This is a genomic window from Nostocoides sp. HKS02, from assembly GCF_009707485.1.
In the GTDB taxonomy this organism is placed as follows: Bacteria; Actinomycetota; Actinomycetes; order Actinomycetales; family Dermatophilaceae; genus Pedococcus.
This window is the reverse complement of the sequence record NZ_CP046121.1, coordinates 426,783-441,219: the sequence shown is the minus strand read 5'-3', so window position 1 is coordinate 441,219 and position 14,437 is coordinate 426,783. Positions and strand designations below refer to the sequence as shown.

General features: G+C 70.4%; 11 protein-coding genes and 2 pseudogenes. 4 read left to right on the top strand and 9 right to left on the bottom strand.

Going from position 1 to position 14,437, the window contains the following annotated elements:
• Positions 1-7: 7 nt before the first annotated feature.
• The gene (locus GKE56_RS02035; RefSeq protein ID WP_154683136.1) at positions 8-955 is read left to right on the top strand and encodes an acyl-CoA thioesterase II; all 948 of its coding nucleotides are present in this window, start codon (positions 8-10) and stop codon (positions 953-955) included.
• A gap of 1 nt (position 956) precedes the next feature.
• Here GKE56_RS02035 and treZ read toward each other — a convergent pair whose 3' ends face one another.
• From treZ to glgX, 3 genes are all read right to left on the bottom strand, one after another.
• Positions 957-2,609, bottom strand: a complete 1,653-nt coding sequence (treZ, locus tag GKE56_RS02030) for a malto-oligosyltrehalose trehalohydrolase (protein WP_230209124.1) — start codon at positions 2,607-2,609, stop codon at positions 957-959.
• A 221-nt stretch (positions 2,610-2,830) separates the two neighbouring features.
• Complete coding sequence (gene treY / locus GKE56_RS02025; protein ID WP_370518438.1) at positions 2,831-5,350, bottom strand: malto-oligosyltrehalose synthase; 2,520 nt, start codon at positions 5,348-5,350, stop codon at positions 2,831-2,833.
• A gap of 5 nt (positions 5,351-5,355) precedes the next feature.
• Positions 5,356-7,521 (bottom strand): glycogen debranching protein GlgX, encoded by a 2,166-nt coding sequence (gene glgX, locus GKE56_RS02020; RefSeq protein ID WP_154683134.1) that lies wholly within the window; start codon positions 7,519-7,521, stop codon positions 5,356-5,358.
• Positions 7,522-7,726: 205 nt separating this feature from the next.
• On the opposite strand from glgX, the gene fabG reads away from it, so the two are divergent.
• Positions 7,727-8,500: a 3-oxoacyl-ACP reductase FabG gene (gene fabG, locus GKE56_RS02015; RefSeq protein WP_230209123.1), complete on the top strand. Its 774-nt coding sequence runs from the start codon at positions 7,727-7,729 to the stop codon at positions 8,498-8,500.
• A 12-nt stretch (positions 8,501-8,512) separates the two neighbouring features.
• Here the strand turns inward: fabG and GKE56_RS02010 are convergent, their stop codons facing one another.
• Positions 8,513-9,259, bottom strand: a complete 747-nt coding sequence (locus GKE56_RS02010; RefSeq protein ID WP_195908214.1) for an HNH endonuclease signature motif containing protein — start codon at positions 9,257-9,259, stop codon at positions 8,513-8,515.
• Between the two features lie 88 nt (positions 9,260-9,347).
• Positions 9,348-9,671, bottom strand: a pseudogene (locus GKE56_RS18045) (DUF222 domain-containing protein); the annotation flags it as partial.
• 133 nt (positions 9,672-9,804) lie between these two features.
• Here GKE56_RS18045 and GKE56_RS02000 point away from each other — a divergent pair.
• Both GKE56_RS02000 and GKE56_RS01995 read left to right on the top strand, forming a co-directional pair.
• The gene (locus tag GKE56_RS02000; protein ID WP_154683131.1) at positions 9,805-10,173 is read left to right on the top strand and encodes a helix-turn-helix transcriptional regulator; all 369 of its coding nucleotides are present in this window, start codon (positions 9,805-9,807) and stop codon (positions 10,171-10,173) included.
• On the top strand, positions 10,170-10,664 hold the full coding sequence (locus tag GKE56_RS01995) for an SRPBCC family protein (RefSeq protein WP_154683130.1): 495 nt from the start codon (positions 10,170-10,172) through the stop codon (positions 10,662-10,664). Before GKE56_RS02000 ends, GKE56_RS01995 begins: the two co-directional genes overlap by 4 nt.
• Before the next feature lie 24 nt (positions 10,665-10,688).
• Here the strand turns inward: GKE56_RS01995 and GKE56_RS01990 are convergent, their stop codons facing one another.
• The 4 genes and pseudogenes from GKE56_RS01990 to GKE56_RS01975 form a co-directional block, all read right to left on the bottom strand.
• Positions 10,689-11,660: an NADPH:quinone oxidoreductase family protein gene (locus tag GKE56_RS01990; protein ID WP_230209122.1), complete on the bottom strand. Its 972-nt coding sequence runs from the start codon at positions 11,658-11,660 to the stop codon at positions 10,689-10,691.
• Positions 11,661-11,692: 32 nt separating this feature from the next.
• Complete coding sequence (locus tag GKE56_RS01985) at positions 11,693-12,484, bottom strand: SDR family oxidoreductase (RefSeq protein WP_154683129.1); 792 nt, start codon at positions 12,482-12,484, stop codon at positions 11,693-11,695.
• Positions 12,481-13,251 carry an SDR family oxidoreductase gene (locus GKE56_RS01980; RefSeq protein WP_154683128.1) on the bottom strand — a complete coding sequence of 257 codons (771 nt, stop codon included), beginning with the start codon at positions 13,249-13,251 and terminating at the stop codon, positions 12,481-12,483. The genes GKE56_RS01985 and GKE56_RS01980 overlap by 4 nt, the downstream gene beginning before the upstream one ends.
• Positions 13,241-14,387 (bottom strand): annotated as a pseudogene (locus tag GKE56_RS01975) (acyl-CoA dehydrogenase family protein). Before GKE56_RS01975 ends, GKE56_RS01980 begins: the two are co-directional and overlap by 11 nt.
• Positions 14,388-14,437: the final 50 nt, after the last annotated feature.

The following is a 14,437-nucleotide window of genomic DNA, read 5'->3' as shown; positions in this document are numbered from 1 at the left end:
TCGCAGGGTGACCTCCGCGAACGCTTCCGACCTGGACCCGCTGGCCGACCTGCTCGACACCCTCGACCTCGAGGAGCTCGGGAGCGCCCGCATCACCGTCGAGGGCGTCGGCGACTCCACGGAGTTCGGCGAGTCCGGGGCCACCGTCTTCCTCGGGCGCACGCAGAAGATGCCGCACGGCCGCGTCTTCGGCGGCCAGGTCCTCGCCCAGTGCATCATGGCGGCGGGTCGGACCATGGCCGACGTGGACGACGGCGACGGGCCTCGGCGGATCCACTCGCTGCACGGCTACTTCATGCGCCCGGGCGACGACACGAAGCCGATCCGGTTCGCGGTGGAGCGGATGCGCGACGGCAACTCCTTCTCGACCCGTCGCGTCCACGCCATCCAGGACGGCATGCCGATCCTGTCGATGATCACCTCGTTCCAGGAGGAGGCCGGCGGCCTGGACCACCAGGACCCGATGCCCGAGGTGCCCGGGCCGGACCAGCTCCCCTCGCTCAGCGACCAGTTCGACGGCATCGACCACCCCGGCGCGCGCCACCTCACCAACCGCCCGGTCGAGCTCCGCCACGTCGAGGGCAACCTCTTCGTGGGCGCCGGTGAGGAGCTCGTGGCCCGCCAGAGCGTGTGGATGAAGGCGATCGGCGAGCTCCCCGACGACCCGCTGGTCCATGCCGCGGTCCTCGCGTACGCCTCCGACTACACCCTCCTCGAACCCGTCCTGCGCCGCCACGGCCTGGTCTGGACCGACCGTCGGCTCCGACCCGCGAGCCTCGACCACGCCATGTGGTTCCACCGGCCGCTCCGAGCCGACGAGTGGATCCTCTACGACCAGGAGTCGCCCTCGGCGTCAGGCGGCCGTGGCCTCGGACTGGGCCGGATGTTCTCGGCCGATGGCACGCTCGTCGCCACCGTCGCCCAAGAGGGCATGGTCCGACTGAAGCAGTCGTGACCTACGAGCTCGAGGTCGGCTGACCGACCCGCACGACGGCGACGCTCTGCGGGGGCAGGTGCAGGCCATCGTGTTTCACCTTGGTCTGGTCAGGTTCCCAGGCGAGCAGCACCTCGGCGCTGTCGGCACCCTCGACGGCGAGCGGCACGTGCCAGCGCGCGGACGGAGCAAGGTTGACGACCGTGTGCAGGGTGCCGCGGCGTACGACGAGCCATTGCGCAGCCTCGTCGAACTCGACGTCGACGAGGTCGAGGCGCCCGTCGGTGAGCTGGAACTCGTTGCGCCGCAGCGCAATCAGGTCCTTGTACCAGCGCAGCATCCGAGCATGGTCGCCGGTCGTGAGCTCGTGCCACTTCAGCTGCGAGCGGCGGTAGGTCGCCTTCTCCTGAGGATCGGGCACGTCGTCCCAAGCCATGCCGTGGGTGGCGAACTCGCGACGGCGTCCGTCGGAGACAGCCGCACCCAACGCCGGGTCGTCGAAGTCGGTGAAGAACTGGAACGGTGTCGAGGCCGCCCACTCCTCGCCCATGAAGACCATCGGAGTGAACGCCGAGGTGAGGTAGAGCGCGGCCCCGATCGCCTGCTGCGCGGGCGTGACCAGCGCGCTGATCCGATCGCCGAGGGCGCGGTTGCCGACCTGGTCGTGGGTCTGGAGGTAGCCGAGGAACCGGCGCCCATCGGTCGTCGTGCGATCCACCGGCGCACCCCAGTCGGTGCCGCGAAAGCTCGACCACGTCCCGTCGTGGAGGAACGCCCGGGTGAGCGTCTTGGCCAGGACCGCGAGCGGCCCACCTTCGGGCAGGGCGCGGGTGTGGCCCGCGAAGTCCGCGTAGTAGCCCTGGGTCTCGCCGGTGAGCACCACGTGCAGCGCGTGGTGGACGTCGTCGTCCCACTGGGCGGCCATGCCGCGACCACCGTCTCGGGTCGGGGCGACCGTGACCGGGTCGTTGAGGTCGCTCTCGGCGATCAGCGTCAGCGGGCGGCCAAGCCGCCCCGACAGGGCGGCGACCTCGTCCGACAGCTGGGCCAGCACGTGGGGGGTCGACTCGTCGTGGAGCTCGTGCACCGCGTCGAGGCGGAGCGCGTCGATGTGGAAGTCGGTGAACCAGCGCAGCGCGTTGTCGATGACCCAGCGCCGCACGTGCAGGCTGCCCTCGCCATCGAAGTTGAACCCCTCGCCCCAGGGGGTCGGGTGACGGTCGGAGAAGTACGGCCCGAAGCGCGACAGGTAGTTCCCCTCCGGCCCGAGGTGGTTGTAGACCACATCGAGGCACACCCCGAGGCCGACCCGGTGGCACGCGTCGACGAACCGCTGCAGCGCCTCGGGGCCGCCGTACGCCTCGACCACGGCCCACGGTCCGACCCCGTCGTACCCCCAGTTCCAGCGGCCGGGCCAGGACGCGACCGGCATGAGCTCGACCACGTCGACGCCGAGGTCGACGAGGTGCTGGAGCCGCTCGAGGGCCGCGTCCAGGGTGCCCTGACGCGTGAACGTCCCGACGTGCAGCTCGTAGACGACTCCGCCGAGCAGGCCGTCGCCGAGCTGCGGACCCGCCCAGGTCGCGTCCCGCCACGGGAAGCGGGTGGCGTCGAACCACCGGCTCGGCCCGTGCACGCCTTCCGGCTGCCAGGGCGACCTGGGGTCGGGCGTCACCTCCCCGCCGTCGACGCTGAAGCCATAGTCCAGGACGGGGTATGCCGCCGTGTCCCCCCTCCGCGGTGGGCGCGGCGGGCGCCTGCCAGCGCCACCACCCGTCGCCCTTCGCCTGCATCGGGTCGCGCCGGGCCGGACCGTCGTCGAGCGCCCATTCGACGTCGACCGAGTGGGCCGCGGGGGCCCACACCGTCAGCTCGGGGGTCGCATCGTCGTCGTGCTCAGGCGTGTTCATCGCCGGCAAGGCTTTCATGTCGCACGAGCAGGGCCACCGGAAGGTCATGCAGCAGGTCCGCGAGGCGTCCCCCACCTTCGTCGTCGACGACCAGCTCGCGGCCGGTCAGGAGGTCGCGCCAGGCGCCTGCCGGCAGCGTGACCACCGCATCCGCCCAGCCACCGGCGGCGGCGAGTCGCTCGGACAACCGGGTCGCCACCGCCACGACCTGGACCCCAATGGAGTCTCCTCGAGCCACCGCCAGCGCGTGCGCGCTCGTGGTGGGGACGGCGGCATACGTGGCCTCGGGTCCGGTGAACCACTCGGGGTGGGCACGGCGCAGCCGCAACGCCCGCGAGGTGACGAGCAGCTTCTCGTCGTCGAGGTCGTACGCCGGTTCGCCGGGGCGGAGGCCGTCGAGCCGCTCCAGCCGCTCGCGGCGCGGCCCGAAGTCGACCGGCCGGCGGTTGTCGGGGTCGACGAGCGTCAGGTCGACCAGCTCGGTGCCCTGGTAGACGTCGGGCACGCCCGGCAGGACGAGCTGGAGCAGCTTCTGCCCGAGGGTGGTGGCCCGGGCCGCCGCAGCGGTCCGGGCCACCCAGTCGCCAACATGGGCCGCGACCTGCGCGTCGGTCGTCACCGTCTCGACCCACGCCGACACCGCAGCCTCGTAGGCCTCGTCAGGGTCGATCCACGTCGTGTGGAGCTTGGCCTCGCGGACCGCCTTGGTCGCATAGGTCTGGAGCCGCTCGGTGCTGATGGGCCACGCCCCGACGACGGTCTGCCACAACAGGTACTCGGTGGCGCCATCGACGGCGGCAGTGCGCTGCGACGCGGCCAGGGCGACGAGGTCTCGAGCCTTGGCCACCCACGCCCGCCACTGCGACGGCAGCTCGCTGAGCACGGCCAGTCGTGCCCGGACGTCCTCGGAGCGCTTCGTGTCGTGGGTGGAGAGCGTCGTCATCGTGGTGGGCCACGACGCGAGCTGCCGCTCCGCGAACGCGTGCAGCTCGGCCGGCTCGATGCCGACCGTGCCCGGGTCTCCCCCGACCTCGTTGAGCGCCGTGAGGCGGGCGTAGCGGTAGAACGCGGTGTCCTCGACGGCCTTGGCCATCACCGGCCCGCAGGTCTGCTGGAACCGCACTAGGAACTCGTGCTGAGCCTCGGCACTGTCGCCTTGGGCCTGCGGGAGCGGTCCACCCGCCGCGAGCTGACCGACCAGCGCCACCGCGTCGCGGTCGTCGTCGGCCACCAGGACCGCCGCGCGCGCCTCGGCGTGCGCGAGCACCTGCAGCTGTGACGGATCGGCCGGCTCGCCGGGAGTGAGGTAGGCGCGGTAGCGGTCCATGGACACCAACAGGGCGCCCAGCGCACGCCGCAGGGCGTCCTGGTCCTCGTCGGGCAGGACGCGGACGACCAGGCGCATCAACCGGTTCACCTCGGCCGCCTGGACCTCGGCCACGACCTGTTCCTTGGCGAGACCGACCATCGACGGCAAGTCCTGCGTCTCGCCTGCGCGCTCGGCGAGCAGGTCGGTGAGCGGTCCGGCACCTGCGGGGTCGACGAACACCTGCTGCACCCGCAGCAGGGTGTCGTACCCCGTGGTGCCCGCACAGCGCCAGTCCGCGGGCAGCTCCTCGTGCCCCTCGAGGATCTTCTCGGCGACGACCCAGGCGTCGCCGGTGGCGTCGGCCAGGCGCGCGAGGTAGCCGTCCGGGCTCGCCAGCCCGTCGGGATGGTCGATGCGGAACCCGTCGATGGTCCCGGCGCGGAACTCCTCGAGCAGTAACCGGTGGGTGTGGTCGAACACGTCGTCGTCCTCGACACGCACCGCCGCCAGCGTGGTCACGTCGAAGAACCGGCGGTAGTTGAGGCGCGTGCCACCCTCCCGCCAGTGGCAGAGCCGGTACCACTGCGCCGCGACGAGCTCGGGCAGGTCGAGGGACTCGGTGCCGGGCCGCACCGGGAACACGTGGTCGTAGTACGTCAGTACGGTCTCGTCGCCGTGGCGCCCGCCGTCCTTGGCGATCGCCAGCTCACCCGCGGCCAGCACCGCGTCCAGGGCCTCGCCCAGCACCGGCACGAGGAGGTGGCCGTCCTCCGCGTCCCAGTCGACGTCGAACCAGTGCGCGTGGTCGGACTCGCGCCCGTCACGCAGGAGGAGCCACCACGGGTGGTTCAGCCACGCCGGCGTCGGGGTGGTCATGTGGTTGGGCACGACGTCGACGACCATGCCGAGGTCATGGGCGCGCAGGGCTCGGCTCAGGGCGTCGAATCCCTGCGCACCCCCGGCCTCCTCGCTGAGGAACTCGTGGCTCACGACGTCGTAGCCGTGCGTCGACCCCGGGGTCGCCTGGAGCACCGGCGACAGGTAGGCGTGCGAGACGCCGAGCTGGGCCAGGTAGTCCGCCTGCTCGGCGGCCTGCTCGAAGGTGAAGGTGGGCTGGACCTGGAGGCGGTAGGTCGCGGTGGGCACCACCCGCCCGCGGGCCGGGCGATGCGGCATACCGGCGTCCTGGCTCGGCACGAGGCTCACCTCCGGGCGATCGCGGCTCCGGCGGGGCTGCCGGAGGGCAGCTGCCGGGGACAGCGCAGCACGACGGTGCTGCGTGCCTGCGCCACCACTGTGTCACCGGGAGCGTGCACGGTCGCGTCGACCTCCTCTGCGGCAGTGTCGACCTCGATCCGCCAGCTGTCGCCGTAGTCGGCTCCCGGGAGGGTGAAGTCGATGGCGTCGGAGTGGGCGTTGAAGATCACGAGGAAGTGGTCGTCGATCGTCTTCTGACCGCGGGTGTCGAGCTCGGGGATGGCCTGGCCGTTGAGGAAGACCATCATCGACCGGGCGTACCCGTTGGCCCAGGACTCCTCGTCCATGTGGGTGCCGCCGGGCTCGAACCAGGCGATCTCGCCGATCTCGCTCTCGCCGCCGTGGGAGGCCGAGCCGGCGAAGAAGCGGCGCCGTCGCAGCACCGGGTGCTCGCGACGCAGCTCCACCAGCCGCCGCGTGAAGGCGATGAGGTTGAGCTGGTCCTGCTCGAGGTCCCAGTTGATCCAGGAGATCTCGTTGTCCTGGCAGTAGCCGTTGTTGTTGCCGCCCTGGCTGCGGCCCAGCTCGTCGCCGTGGAGCAGCATCGGCACGCCCTGGGAGAGCAGCAATGTGGCGAGGAAGTTGCGCTGCTGGCGCACCCGGAGGGCGTTGACCTTCTTGTTCTTGGTCGGCCCCTCGACGCCGCAGTTCCACGAGCGGTTGTGGCTCTCGCCGTCGTTGTTGTCCTCGCCGTTGGCCTCGTTGTGCTTCTCGTTGTAGGACACCAGGTCTCGCAACGTGAAGCCGTCGTGCGCGGTGACGAAGTTGATCGACGCGATCGGCTTGCGGCCGCTGTGTTCGTAGAGGTCGCTCGACCCCGTGATCCGCGACGCGAACTCGCCGAGCGTCGCCGGCTCACCGCGCCAGAAGTCACGCACCGTGTCGCGGTACTGGCCGTTCCACTCGGTCCACAGCGGCGGGAAGTTGCCGACCTGGTACCCGCCATCGCCGACGTCCCAGGGCTCGGCGATGAGCTTGACCTGGCTGACCACCGGGTCCTGCTGGACCAGGTCGAAGAAGGCCGACAGCTTGTCGACCTCGTGGAACTGGCGGGCCAGCGTCGCCGCGAGGTCGAACCGGAACCCGTCGACGTGCATCTCGGTGACCCAGTACCGCAGCGAGTCCATGATGAGCTGCAGGACGTGCGGGTGCCGCATGAGCAGGCTGTTACCCGTGCCGGTGGTGTCGTAGTAGTGCGCCTTGTCCTCGTCGACGAGCCGGTAGTACGACGCGTTGTCGATGCCACGGAACGCCAGCGTGGGGCCGAGGTGGTTGCCTTCCGCGGTGTGGTTGTAGACGACGTCGAGGATGACCTCGATGCCAGCCTCGTGGAGCGCCTTGACCATGCCCTTGAACTCGGCCACCTGCTCACCCCGCGTGCCGTATGCCGCGTAGCCGTTGTGCGGGGCCAGGAACCCGATCGTGTTGTAGCCCCAGTAGTTCGACAGGCCCTTCTCGCGCAACGTGAAGTCGTTGACGAACTGGTGCACGGGCATGAGCTCGATCGCCGTGACCCCCAGCTCGGTCAGGTGGGCGATCGTCGCCGGGTGGGCGATCCCGGCATACGTGCCGCGGATGTCCTTGGGGATGTCCGGGTGCAGTTCGGTGAGGCCCTTGACGTGGGCTTCGTAGATCACCGTCTCGTGGTACTCGCGACGGGGCAGGCGGTCCTGACCCCAGTCGAAGAACGGGTTGATCACCACGGAGAGCATGGTGTGGCCGAGGCTGTCGTCGACGTTGGCCTTGCCGGGGTCGTCGCTGGGCGCGTCGAAGTCGTAGGAGAACAGCGACTGGTCGCCGTCGGCCATGCCGTCGAACGCTTTGGCGTAGGGGTCGAGCAGCAGCTTGGCCGGGTTGCACCGATGTCCGGCCGCCGGGTCGTACGGGCCGTAGACGCGATAGCCGTAGCGCTGGCCGGGCTGGACCCCGGGCAGGTAGGCGTGCCAGACGAACCCGTCGACCTCGGGGACCGCGACGCGGGTCTCGGCGCCGTCGTCGTCGATCAGGCAGAGCTCGACCTTCTCGGCGACCTCGGAGAACAGGGCGAAGTTCACGCCCGTGCCGTCATACGTAGCGCCGAGCGGGTAAGGCTTACCGGGCCAGATCTCCATGCAGTGCCTTTGTTCGATATCGGGTGCCGCAGCAACCACGATGGGTGAGTAGAGGGCGCCGATGGCCTCTGGAACAGACCCATTGTGCCGGAGTTCACCAGAATTGCTGACCAGAGGCCGCCGCCGCGCTAAGCGCGCGCTTAGTAGACTCGCGGCCAACCGATCCCCCGGATCCCAGCCAGCCCGTCTCCCCTGGAGGACCCCAGTGAGCACCCAGAGCACCCAGAACACCCAGCGCGTCGCGATCGTCACCGGAGCTGCCCGGGGGATCGGAGCCGCCACGGCAACCCGACTGGCCCGCGAGGGCCATGCCGTCGCCGTGCTGGACCTCGACGAGGCGGCCTGCGCCGATACCGTCGCCGCCATCACGAAGGCCGGCGGCCGCTCGGTCGGCGTGGGGGTCGACGTCGCCGACGCCGCCCAGGTCGAGACCGCCGTGCGCCGTGTCGCGGACGAGCTCGGAGCCCCGACCATCCTCGTCAACAACGCGGGGATCACCCGCGACAACCTGCTGTTCAAGATGACCGAGCAGGACTGGGACTCGGTCATCAACGTGCACTTGCGCGGGTCGTTCCTCATGACCCGCGCGGTCCAGGGCTTCATGACCACCGAGAAGTTCGGCCGCATCGTCAACCTCTCGTCGACCTCGGCGCAGGGCAACCGCGGCCAGGTCAACTACTCCGCCGCCAAGGCTGGGCTCCAGGGCTTCACCAAGACCCTCGCGATCGAGCTCGGCAAGTTCGGGGTGACGGCCAACGCCGTCGCGCCGGGGTTCATCCAGACCGAGATGACCAAGATGACGGCCGAGCGGCTGGGGGTCTCGTTCGAGGACTTCATCACCCACTCCGCCGCGGCCATCCCGGTGCAGCGCGTCGGCCAGCCCGAGGACATCGCCGCGACCATCGCGTTCCTGTGCTCCGAGGACGCCGGCTTCGTCTCCGGCCAGGTGATCTACGTGGCCGGTGGACCGCAGGACTGAGCTCTGCAGTCCTCAACCCGCGAAGGCGAGATCGGCGTCTGGTGGGATCTCGATGTCGCGCCACCGCGCTGCTTCCCCCGACGGCGGTTCGTATGCCGCCCGCACGCCCCACTGGGGCGGGTCGGCCCCAGCGGGTGGGGAGAGGTCGCGCCAGCGGGGAGAGCCGACCGGCACGCCGTAGCGATTGGTGACGGCGAGGCCATCGGGCCGGGTGGGGTCGCCCGTCATGGTGAAATCGCCACGCGTCACGCCGTCATGGTGGAAGGGGCACAGGCTGACGAGGTTGTCCACGTCGGTCGCGCCGCCACTCGCCCAGTCGAGCAGGTGGTGGATCTCCACGAACCGCGTGGTGGTGCAGCCCGGGAACCGGCAGCCGCGGTCGCGGTCCTCCACGAGCCGGCGCGACCGCAGCGGCAGGATCCGCAGGTCCCGCCCCACGCTGACCGGTCGACCCTCGGTCTCCCACACCGGCTGCAGTACGCCATCGGAGAGGAACCGCTGGACCAGCGGCATGGGGATGGCATGGCGGCCGCCCACCCATGCGCCGTCGGTCGCAAGGTGCACGTAGACGCGGTAGTGCGCGGCTCGGCTCGATGAGCTGACCGATGCCAGCGAACGGTTCGCCACCTCCTCGAACGCGTCGGCATAGCTCGGCGAGTGTGGATCTGCCGCGTCCGCATCGCCGGGAGCGGTCACTGCGGGGTCGAGGAACAGCGCGTCCTTGGCCTCCCTGACCGCTTGCTCGACCAGGGCACCCACGGTGGCCTGCGCTGTATCGGAGCTGGAACCGCCCGTCCGGGTCATAGTGCATCGACAGCTCCGGACGGGCACAGGCACGCCGCACGGACCTGGACCGGTCGTCGTCGGCGCTCGCTCCGACGACGAAGGCGTGGCGGCTCACCGCGCGTCGCAGCTGGGGAACCGTGGCATGCCGGGCGAAGTCCGTCATCGACCGCTGGTGGCTCGCGGGCACGTGCTGGGCAACCACGGCGACCTGGTCCAACGACAGTCCACCCTGCCGCAGCGCCGCGCGCGCCGCCGGCAGCTCAGCGCCACGCCTCGCCATGGTCAGGATGTCGCGTGCGTGGGCCGGCGACAGTCCGGCACGGACGACGAGGTAGTGCTCCGCCGATCGAAACCCGCCATCGCCCCAGTGACCGCCCTCGAGCAGCTGGGCGCCGATCTCGACCAGCTCACCGTGCGCGCGGTTGAGGCGACCCGCGATCTCGGGGCTCTCCCCAGCTCTTGACAGACGACGGTCGCGCCACGATCGTTTCCAGTGCAGTTAATTAACTGTTTGGTTAATGACGGGACGAACCGTGGAGCACGACGGACTCAGCAGCACCTTCGCCGCCCTGGCCGACCCGACCCGACGCGCCATCCTCGAGCGCCTCGCGCACGGGGACGCCTCGGTCGGCGAGCTCGCCGAGCCGTTCGCCATGACCCTTCCGGCCATCTCCAAGCACCTCTCGGTGCTGGAGCGGGCCGGGCTGATCGCCAAGGACCGCGAGGGGCAGCGCCGGAACTGCCGCATCACGGCCACCCCCCTCAAGAGCGCGACGTCGTGGCTGGAGGAGTACCGCCGCCACTGGGAGGCCAACCTCGACAGCCTCGACGCCTACCTCACCCGCATCCAGGGCCCCGCGCCCGACGCACGCAAGGAGCAGCCATGAGCCACACCGCATCCGACACGCACCAGCACGCCACGGTGACCCGCGACGGTCGCCAGCTCGTCATCACCCGCACCTTCGCCGCACCCGCAGCACTGGTCTACGAGGCGATGACCAACCCGGACCACATCCGCCAGTGGTGGGGCGCCGGTCACGGCGAGGTGACCATCTGCGAGGTCGACCTGCGGGTCGGCGGCCGCTGGCACTTCGCCCAGGTCACCCCCGGCGGCGAGGAGGTGTCCTTCTCGGGCGAGTACCGCGAGCTCGACCCGCCCGACCGCATCGTCCACACCGAGGTCTTCGACACCATCGCGAGCCCGCCCTCGCTCGTCGAGTCCACCTACACCGAGCAGGACGGTGCCACCACGCTGCGAGCTGTCATCACCTACGACTCCCCCGAAACCGTCGACATGGTGCTCGCCTCGGGCATGGAGAGCGGGCTGAACGACTCCTACGACGCCCTCGAGAGGGTCGCCCAGGGGTTGGCGGGCTGAGCAGCCGAGGTCGCGCGGCGCGCCTCAGGCGCCGAGCACGACGATGCGTCCCGTGCTCTCCCCGGCTCCGAGCCGGGTCAGGGCGCTGGGCGCATCCTCGAACGGGACCTGGTCGGACACCATCGGCCGGATCACCCCGGCACCGGCCCACTCGGACAGCCTGGTGTGCGCCTGCGCCGCGACGGCGTGCTTGCGCTGGAGGTACAGCCCCCAGTGCAGCCCGAGGATCGAGTAGTTCTTCACCAGCGCGTGATTCAGCCCCGGAGCCGGGATCTGCCCGCTGGTGAAGCCCACGACGACGATCCGCCCCTCGAACCCGATGACCTTGGTCGACGCCTCGAACGACGCGCCTCCCACCGGGTCGAACACGACGTCCGCTCCCTCTGGCCCGACGGCCTCCTTGAGGGCACCGACCAGGTCGTCGCCGGAACGGTCGACGACGACGTCGGCACCCGCCTCGCGGGCGACGACCGCCTTCGCCTCGCTGCCGACGACAGCGACCACCCTCGCACCGAGCGCCTTCGCGACCTGGACGGCGGCGCTGCCCACGCCTCCGGCCGCGGCGTGCACGACGACGGTCTCCCCGGGCGCGAGCGCCGCGCGCCGCGCCAACCCGACGTATGCCGTCTGGTAGCCGATGGTCAGCGCGCTCGCCTCCGCGTCGGAGAGGGGCGCAGGCGCCGCGAAGGTGCCCGTCGCCGGCATGAGGCACACCTCGGCGAGACCGCCGTGGGGCACGGCGGTGGTTCCCACGACGCGGTCGCCCACAGTCAGGCCGACGACGTCGGGTCCGACCTCGACCACGTCACCGCAGACCTCGACGCCGGGGACGAAGGGCAGCTCGGGACGGACCTGGTAGAGCCCGCGCACCATGAGGACGTCGGGGAAGTTGAGGGCTGTCGCGCGGACGCGGACCAGCACATGCCCCGGCGTGACCACGGGCTCGGGCACCTCCGCGAGGGTCATCACGGTGCCCGGCTCACCGAGGGCGCTCACCTGCCAGACCTTCACTGTTGAGCTCTCCCGCCTCAGTCGGTGCCGAGGGTGACCGCGGGTAGCCCCGCAGCCATCCGCCGCATCCCGGCGAGCCAGCGGTCGGGGTCGGCCGCGCGGGCGGCATACATCGGTCCCACCTCGGGGTGCGGCAGGACGAGAAAGCGTCCGGCCTCCATCGCGGCGAGGAGGTCACGCGCCACGTCGTCGGGGTCGACAGCCGAGGGCTCCATGAGCGCCCGGCCTGCGGCGCCCGAGCTCCACAGCATGTCGGTGCGGACGCCTTGGGGGCAGACCGCATGGACACTGATTCCTTTGTCCCCGTAGGTCATCGACAGCCACTCGGCGAACGCGACAGCCGCATGTTTGGTGACCGCGTACGGGGCAGCACCGGGGATCGACAGCAGGCCCGCCGCTGAGGCGGTGCTGACGAACGTGCCGCTCCCCCGCTCGAGCCACTCGGGCACGAGCAGCTTGGCGGCCCGGACGTGGGCCATGACGTTGACGTTCCACGACACCTCCCAGGCCTTCTCGTCGACCGCCTCGGTGCCACCTCGTGCCACACCCGCGTTCGCGCAGTAGACATCGATGCGCTCGAACCGCTCGCGCACCGCGTCGACCAGGGCCTGCACGCCGCTCTCGCTCGATGCGTCACCGGGCAGCGCGACGGCGCCGAGGTCGGCTGCCGTGGCTTCGGCCGTGACCGGGTCGAGGTCGTTGACCACGACGTTCGCGCCTTGCGCCACAAAGGCTTTCGCGTATGCCGCGCCGATTCCCCTGCCCGCGCCGGTCACCACGACGGTGCGGCCCGTGAGGTCGAGGGTCACAGGTTGCCGCCGAGCGTCACGCCGCCGTCGACGACGAGGGTCTGGCCGGTCACCCAGCTGGCATCCTTGGACAGCAGGAAGGAGACGGCACCGGCGACGTCTTCGGGGGCCCCGAGGCGCTTCATCGGGTAGGCCGCGGCCACCTTCTCCTCGCGACCCTCGTAGAGCGCCTGCGCGAACTGGGTCTTGACGACGGCAGGCGCCACCGCGTTGATACGCAGCTGCGGGCCGAGCTGGTAGGCCAGCTCCACGGTGAGGTGGATCAGCGCTGCCTTGCTCACGGCATACCAGCCGATGGTGCCGGTCGCGCCCAGCCCAGCGATGGAGGCGACATTGACCACCGCCCCGGGGACGTCCCCGCCGCCGAGTCCGGCGGCCACGGCCTTCTGGGTCCACGAGAACGCCGAGAGGACGTTGACCTCCATGATCTTGCGGGCGACGTCCAGCGGCGCATCGAGGATCGGGCCGTAGACCGGGTTGATCCCGGTGTTGTTGACCAGGTAGTCGAGCCCTCCGAAGGTGTCCCGTGCCGCGTGGATCACCTCGTCCTGGTGGGCCTCGTCGGCGGCGTTGCCCGGCACGCCCAAGGCATGCTCAGCGCCACCGAGGCGCGCCACCGCCTCGGCCAGCGCCTCCGGCTTGCGCGCGGTGATCACCACCCGAGCACCCTCCGCGACCAGCTTCTCGGCGATGCCGAGCCCGATGCCCCGCGAGGCGCCGGTGATGATGGCGACGGCGCCGTCGTGGACCCCCACCTCAGAGGCCAAGGTCGCGGCCGATGAGCTCCTTCATGATTTCGTTCGACCCCGCCCAGATCTTCGAGACGCGGGCGTCACGCCACGCGCGGGCGACGCGGTACTCGTTCATGAAGCCGTAGCCGCCGTAGAGCTGCACGCACTCATCGAGCACGTCGTTCTGCACCTGGGCCGAGAACCACTTCGCTTTGGCCGCGTCGACGGGCGTGAGCTTCTTCTCCGCGTGGGCCGCGATGCAGTCGTCGACGTACGCCTGGGTGACCTCGAGGCGCGTCTGGAGCTCGGCGATCTTGAACTTGTTGTGCTGGAACGACCCGATCGGCTGGCCGAAGGCCTTGCGCTCCTTGGTGTAGGCGATGGTCTCGCGCAGGATCTGGAAGGCGTGCGCGGTGTTGGCGACCGCCGCACCGACGCGCTCCTGGGGCAGCCGCTGCATCATCGCGATGAAGCCCATGCCCTCGTCGCCGAGGCGGTTGGCGTCGGGGACCCGGACGTTCTCGAAGAACAAGCTCGGCGGTGTCGGACTCCTCCTGACCCACCTTGTCGAGCTTGCGGCCGCGACTGAAGCCGTCCATGCCGGCCTCGATCATGAACAACGTGATGCCCTTGGCGCCCTTGGAGGGGTCGGTGCGGGCGGCCACGATGACCAGGTCGGCCTGGTAGCCGTTGGTGATGAAGGTCTTGGACCCGTTGAGGATCCAGTCCTCACCGTCGCGCAAGGCCGTGGTCTTGAGGGCGGCCAGGTCGGAGCCACCGGACGGCTCGGTCATCGCGATCGCGCAGATGAGGTCACCGTTGGCCATGCCGGGCAGCCAGCGCTGCTTCTGCTCCTGGGTGCCAAGGTCGACGAGGTACGGGGGGCACACGTCCGAGTGGATGCCGAAGCAGGAGGACACCGCGAAGTTGAAGCCTGAGATGACCTCGGCGGCGATCGCGTTGAACCGGTAGTCCTCCGCGCCGGCGCCCCCGAACTCCTCCGGGATGTCGAGGCCGAAGAGGCCCTGGCTGCCGGCCTCTTTCCAGATGTCGCGGTCGATCGACTTGACCTCGAGCATCTGCTCGGCGCGGGGCTTCAGGGTCCGGTCGACGAACTCCTGGACCGAGCTGCGGAAGGCCTCGTGGTCGGGGCCGTAGATGTTGCGGGGCATGGCGTTCCTCCAAGGTGACTAAGCGCTTGCTTAGTCTGCGATGACTGAGG

Coding starts and splice junctions, on each gene's coding strand:
- GKE56_RS02000 (WP_154683131.1), top strand. CDS start 9,805: ATGACGGGACGAACCGTGGAGCACGACGGACTCAGCAGCACCTTCGCC.
- GKE56_RS01995 (WP_154683130.1), top strand. CDS start 10,170: ATGAGCCACACCGCATCCGACACGCACCAGCACGCCACGGTGACCCGC.
- glgX (WP_154683134.1), bottom strand. CDS start 7,521: ATGGAGATCTGGCCCGGTAAGCCTTACCCGCTCGGCGCTACGTATGAC.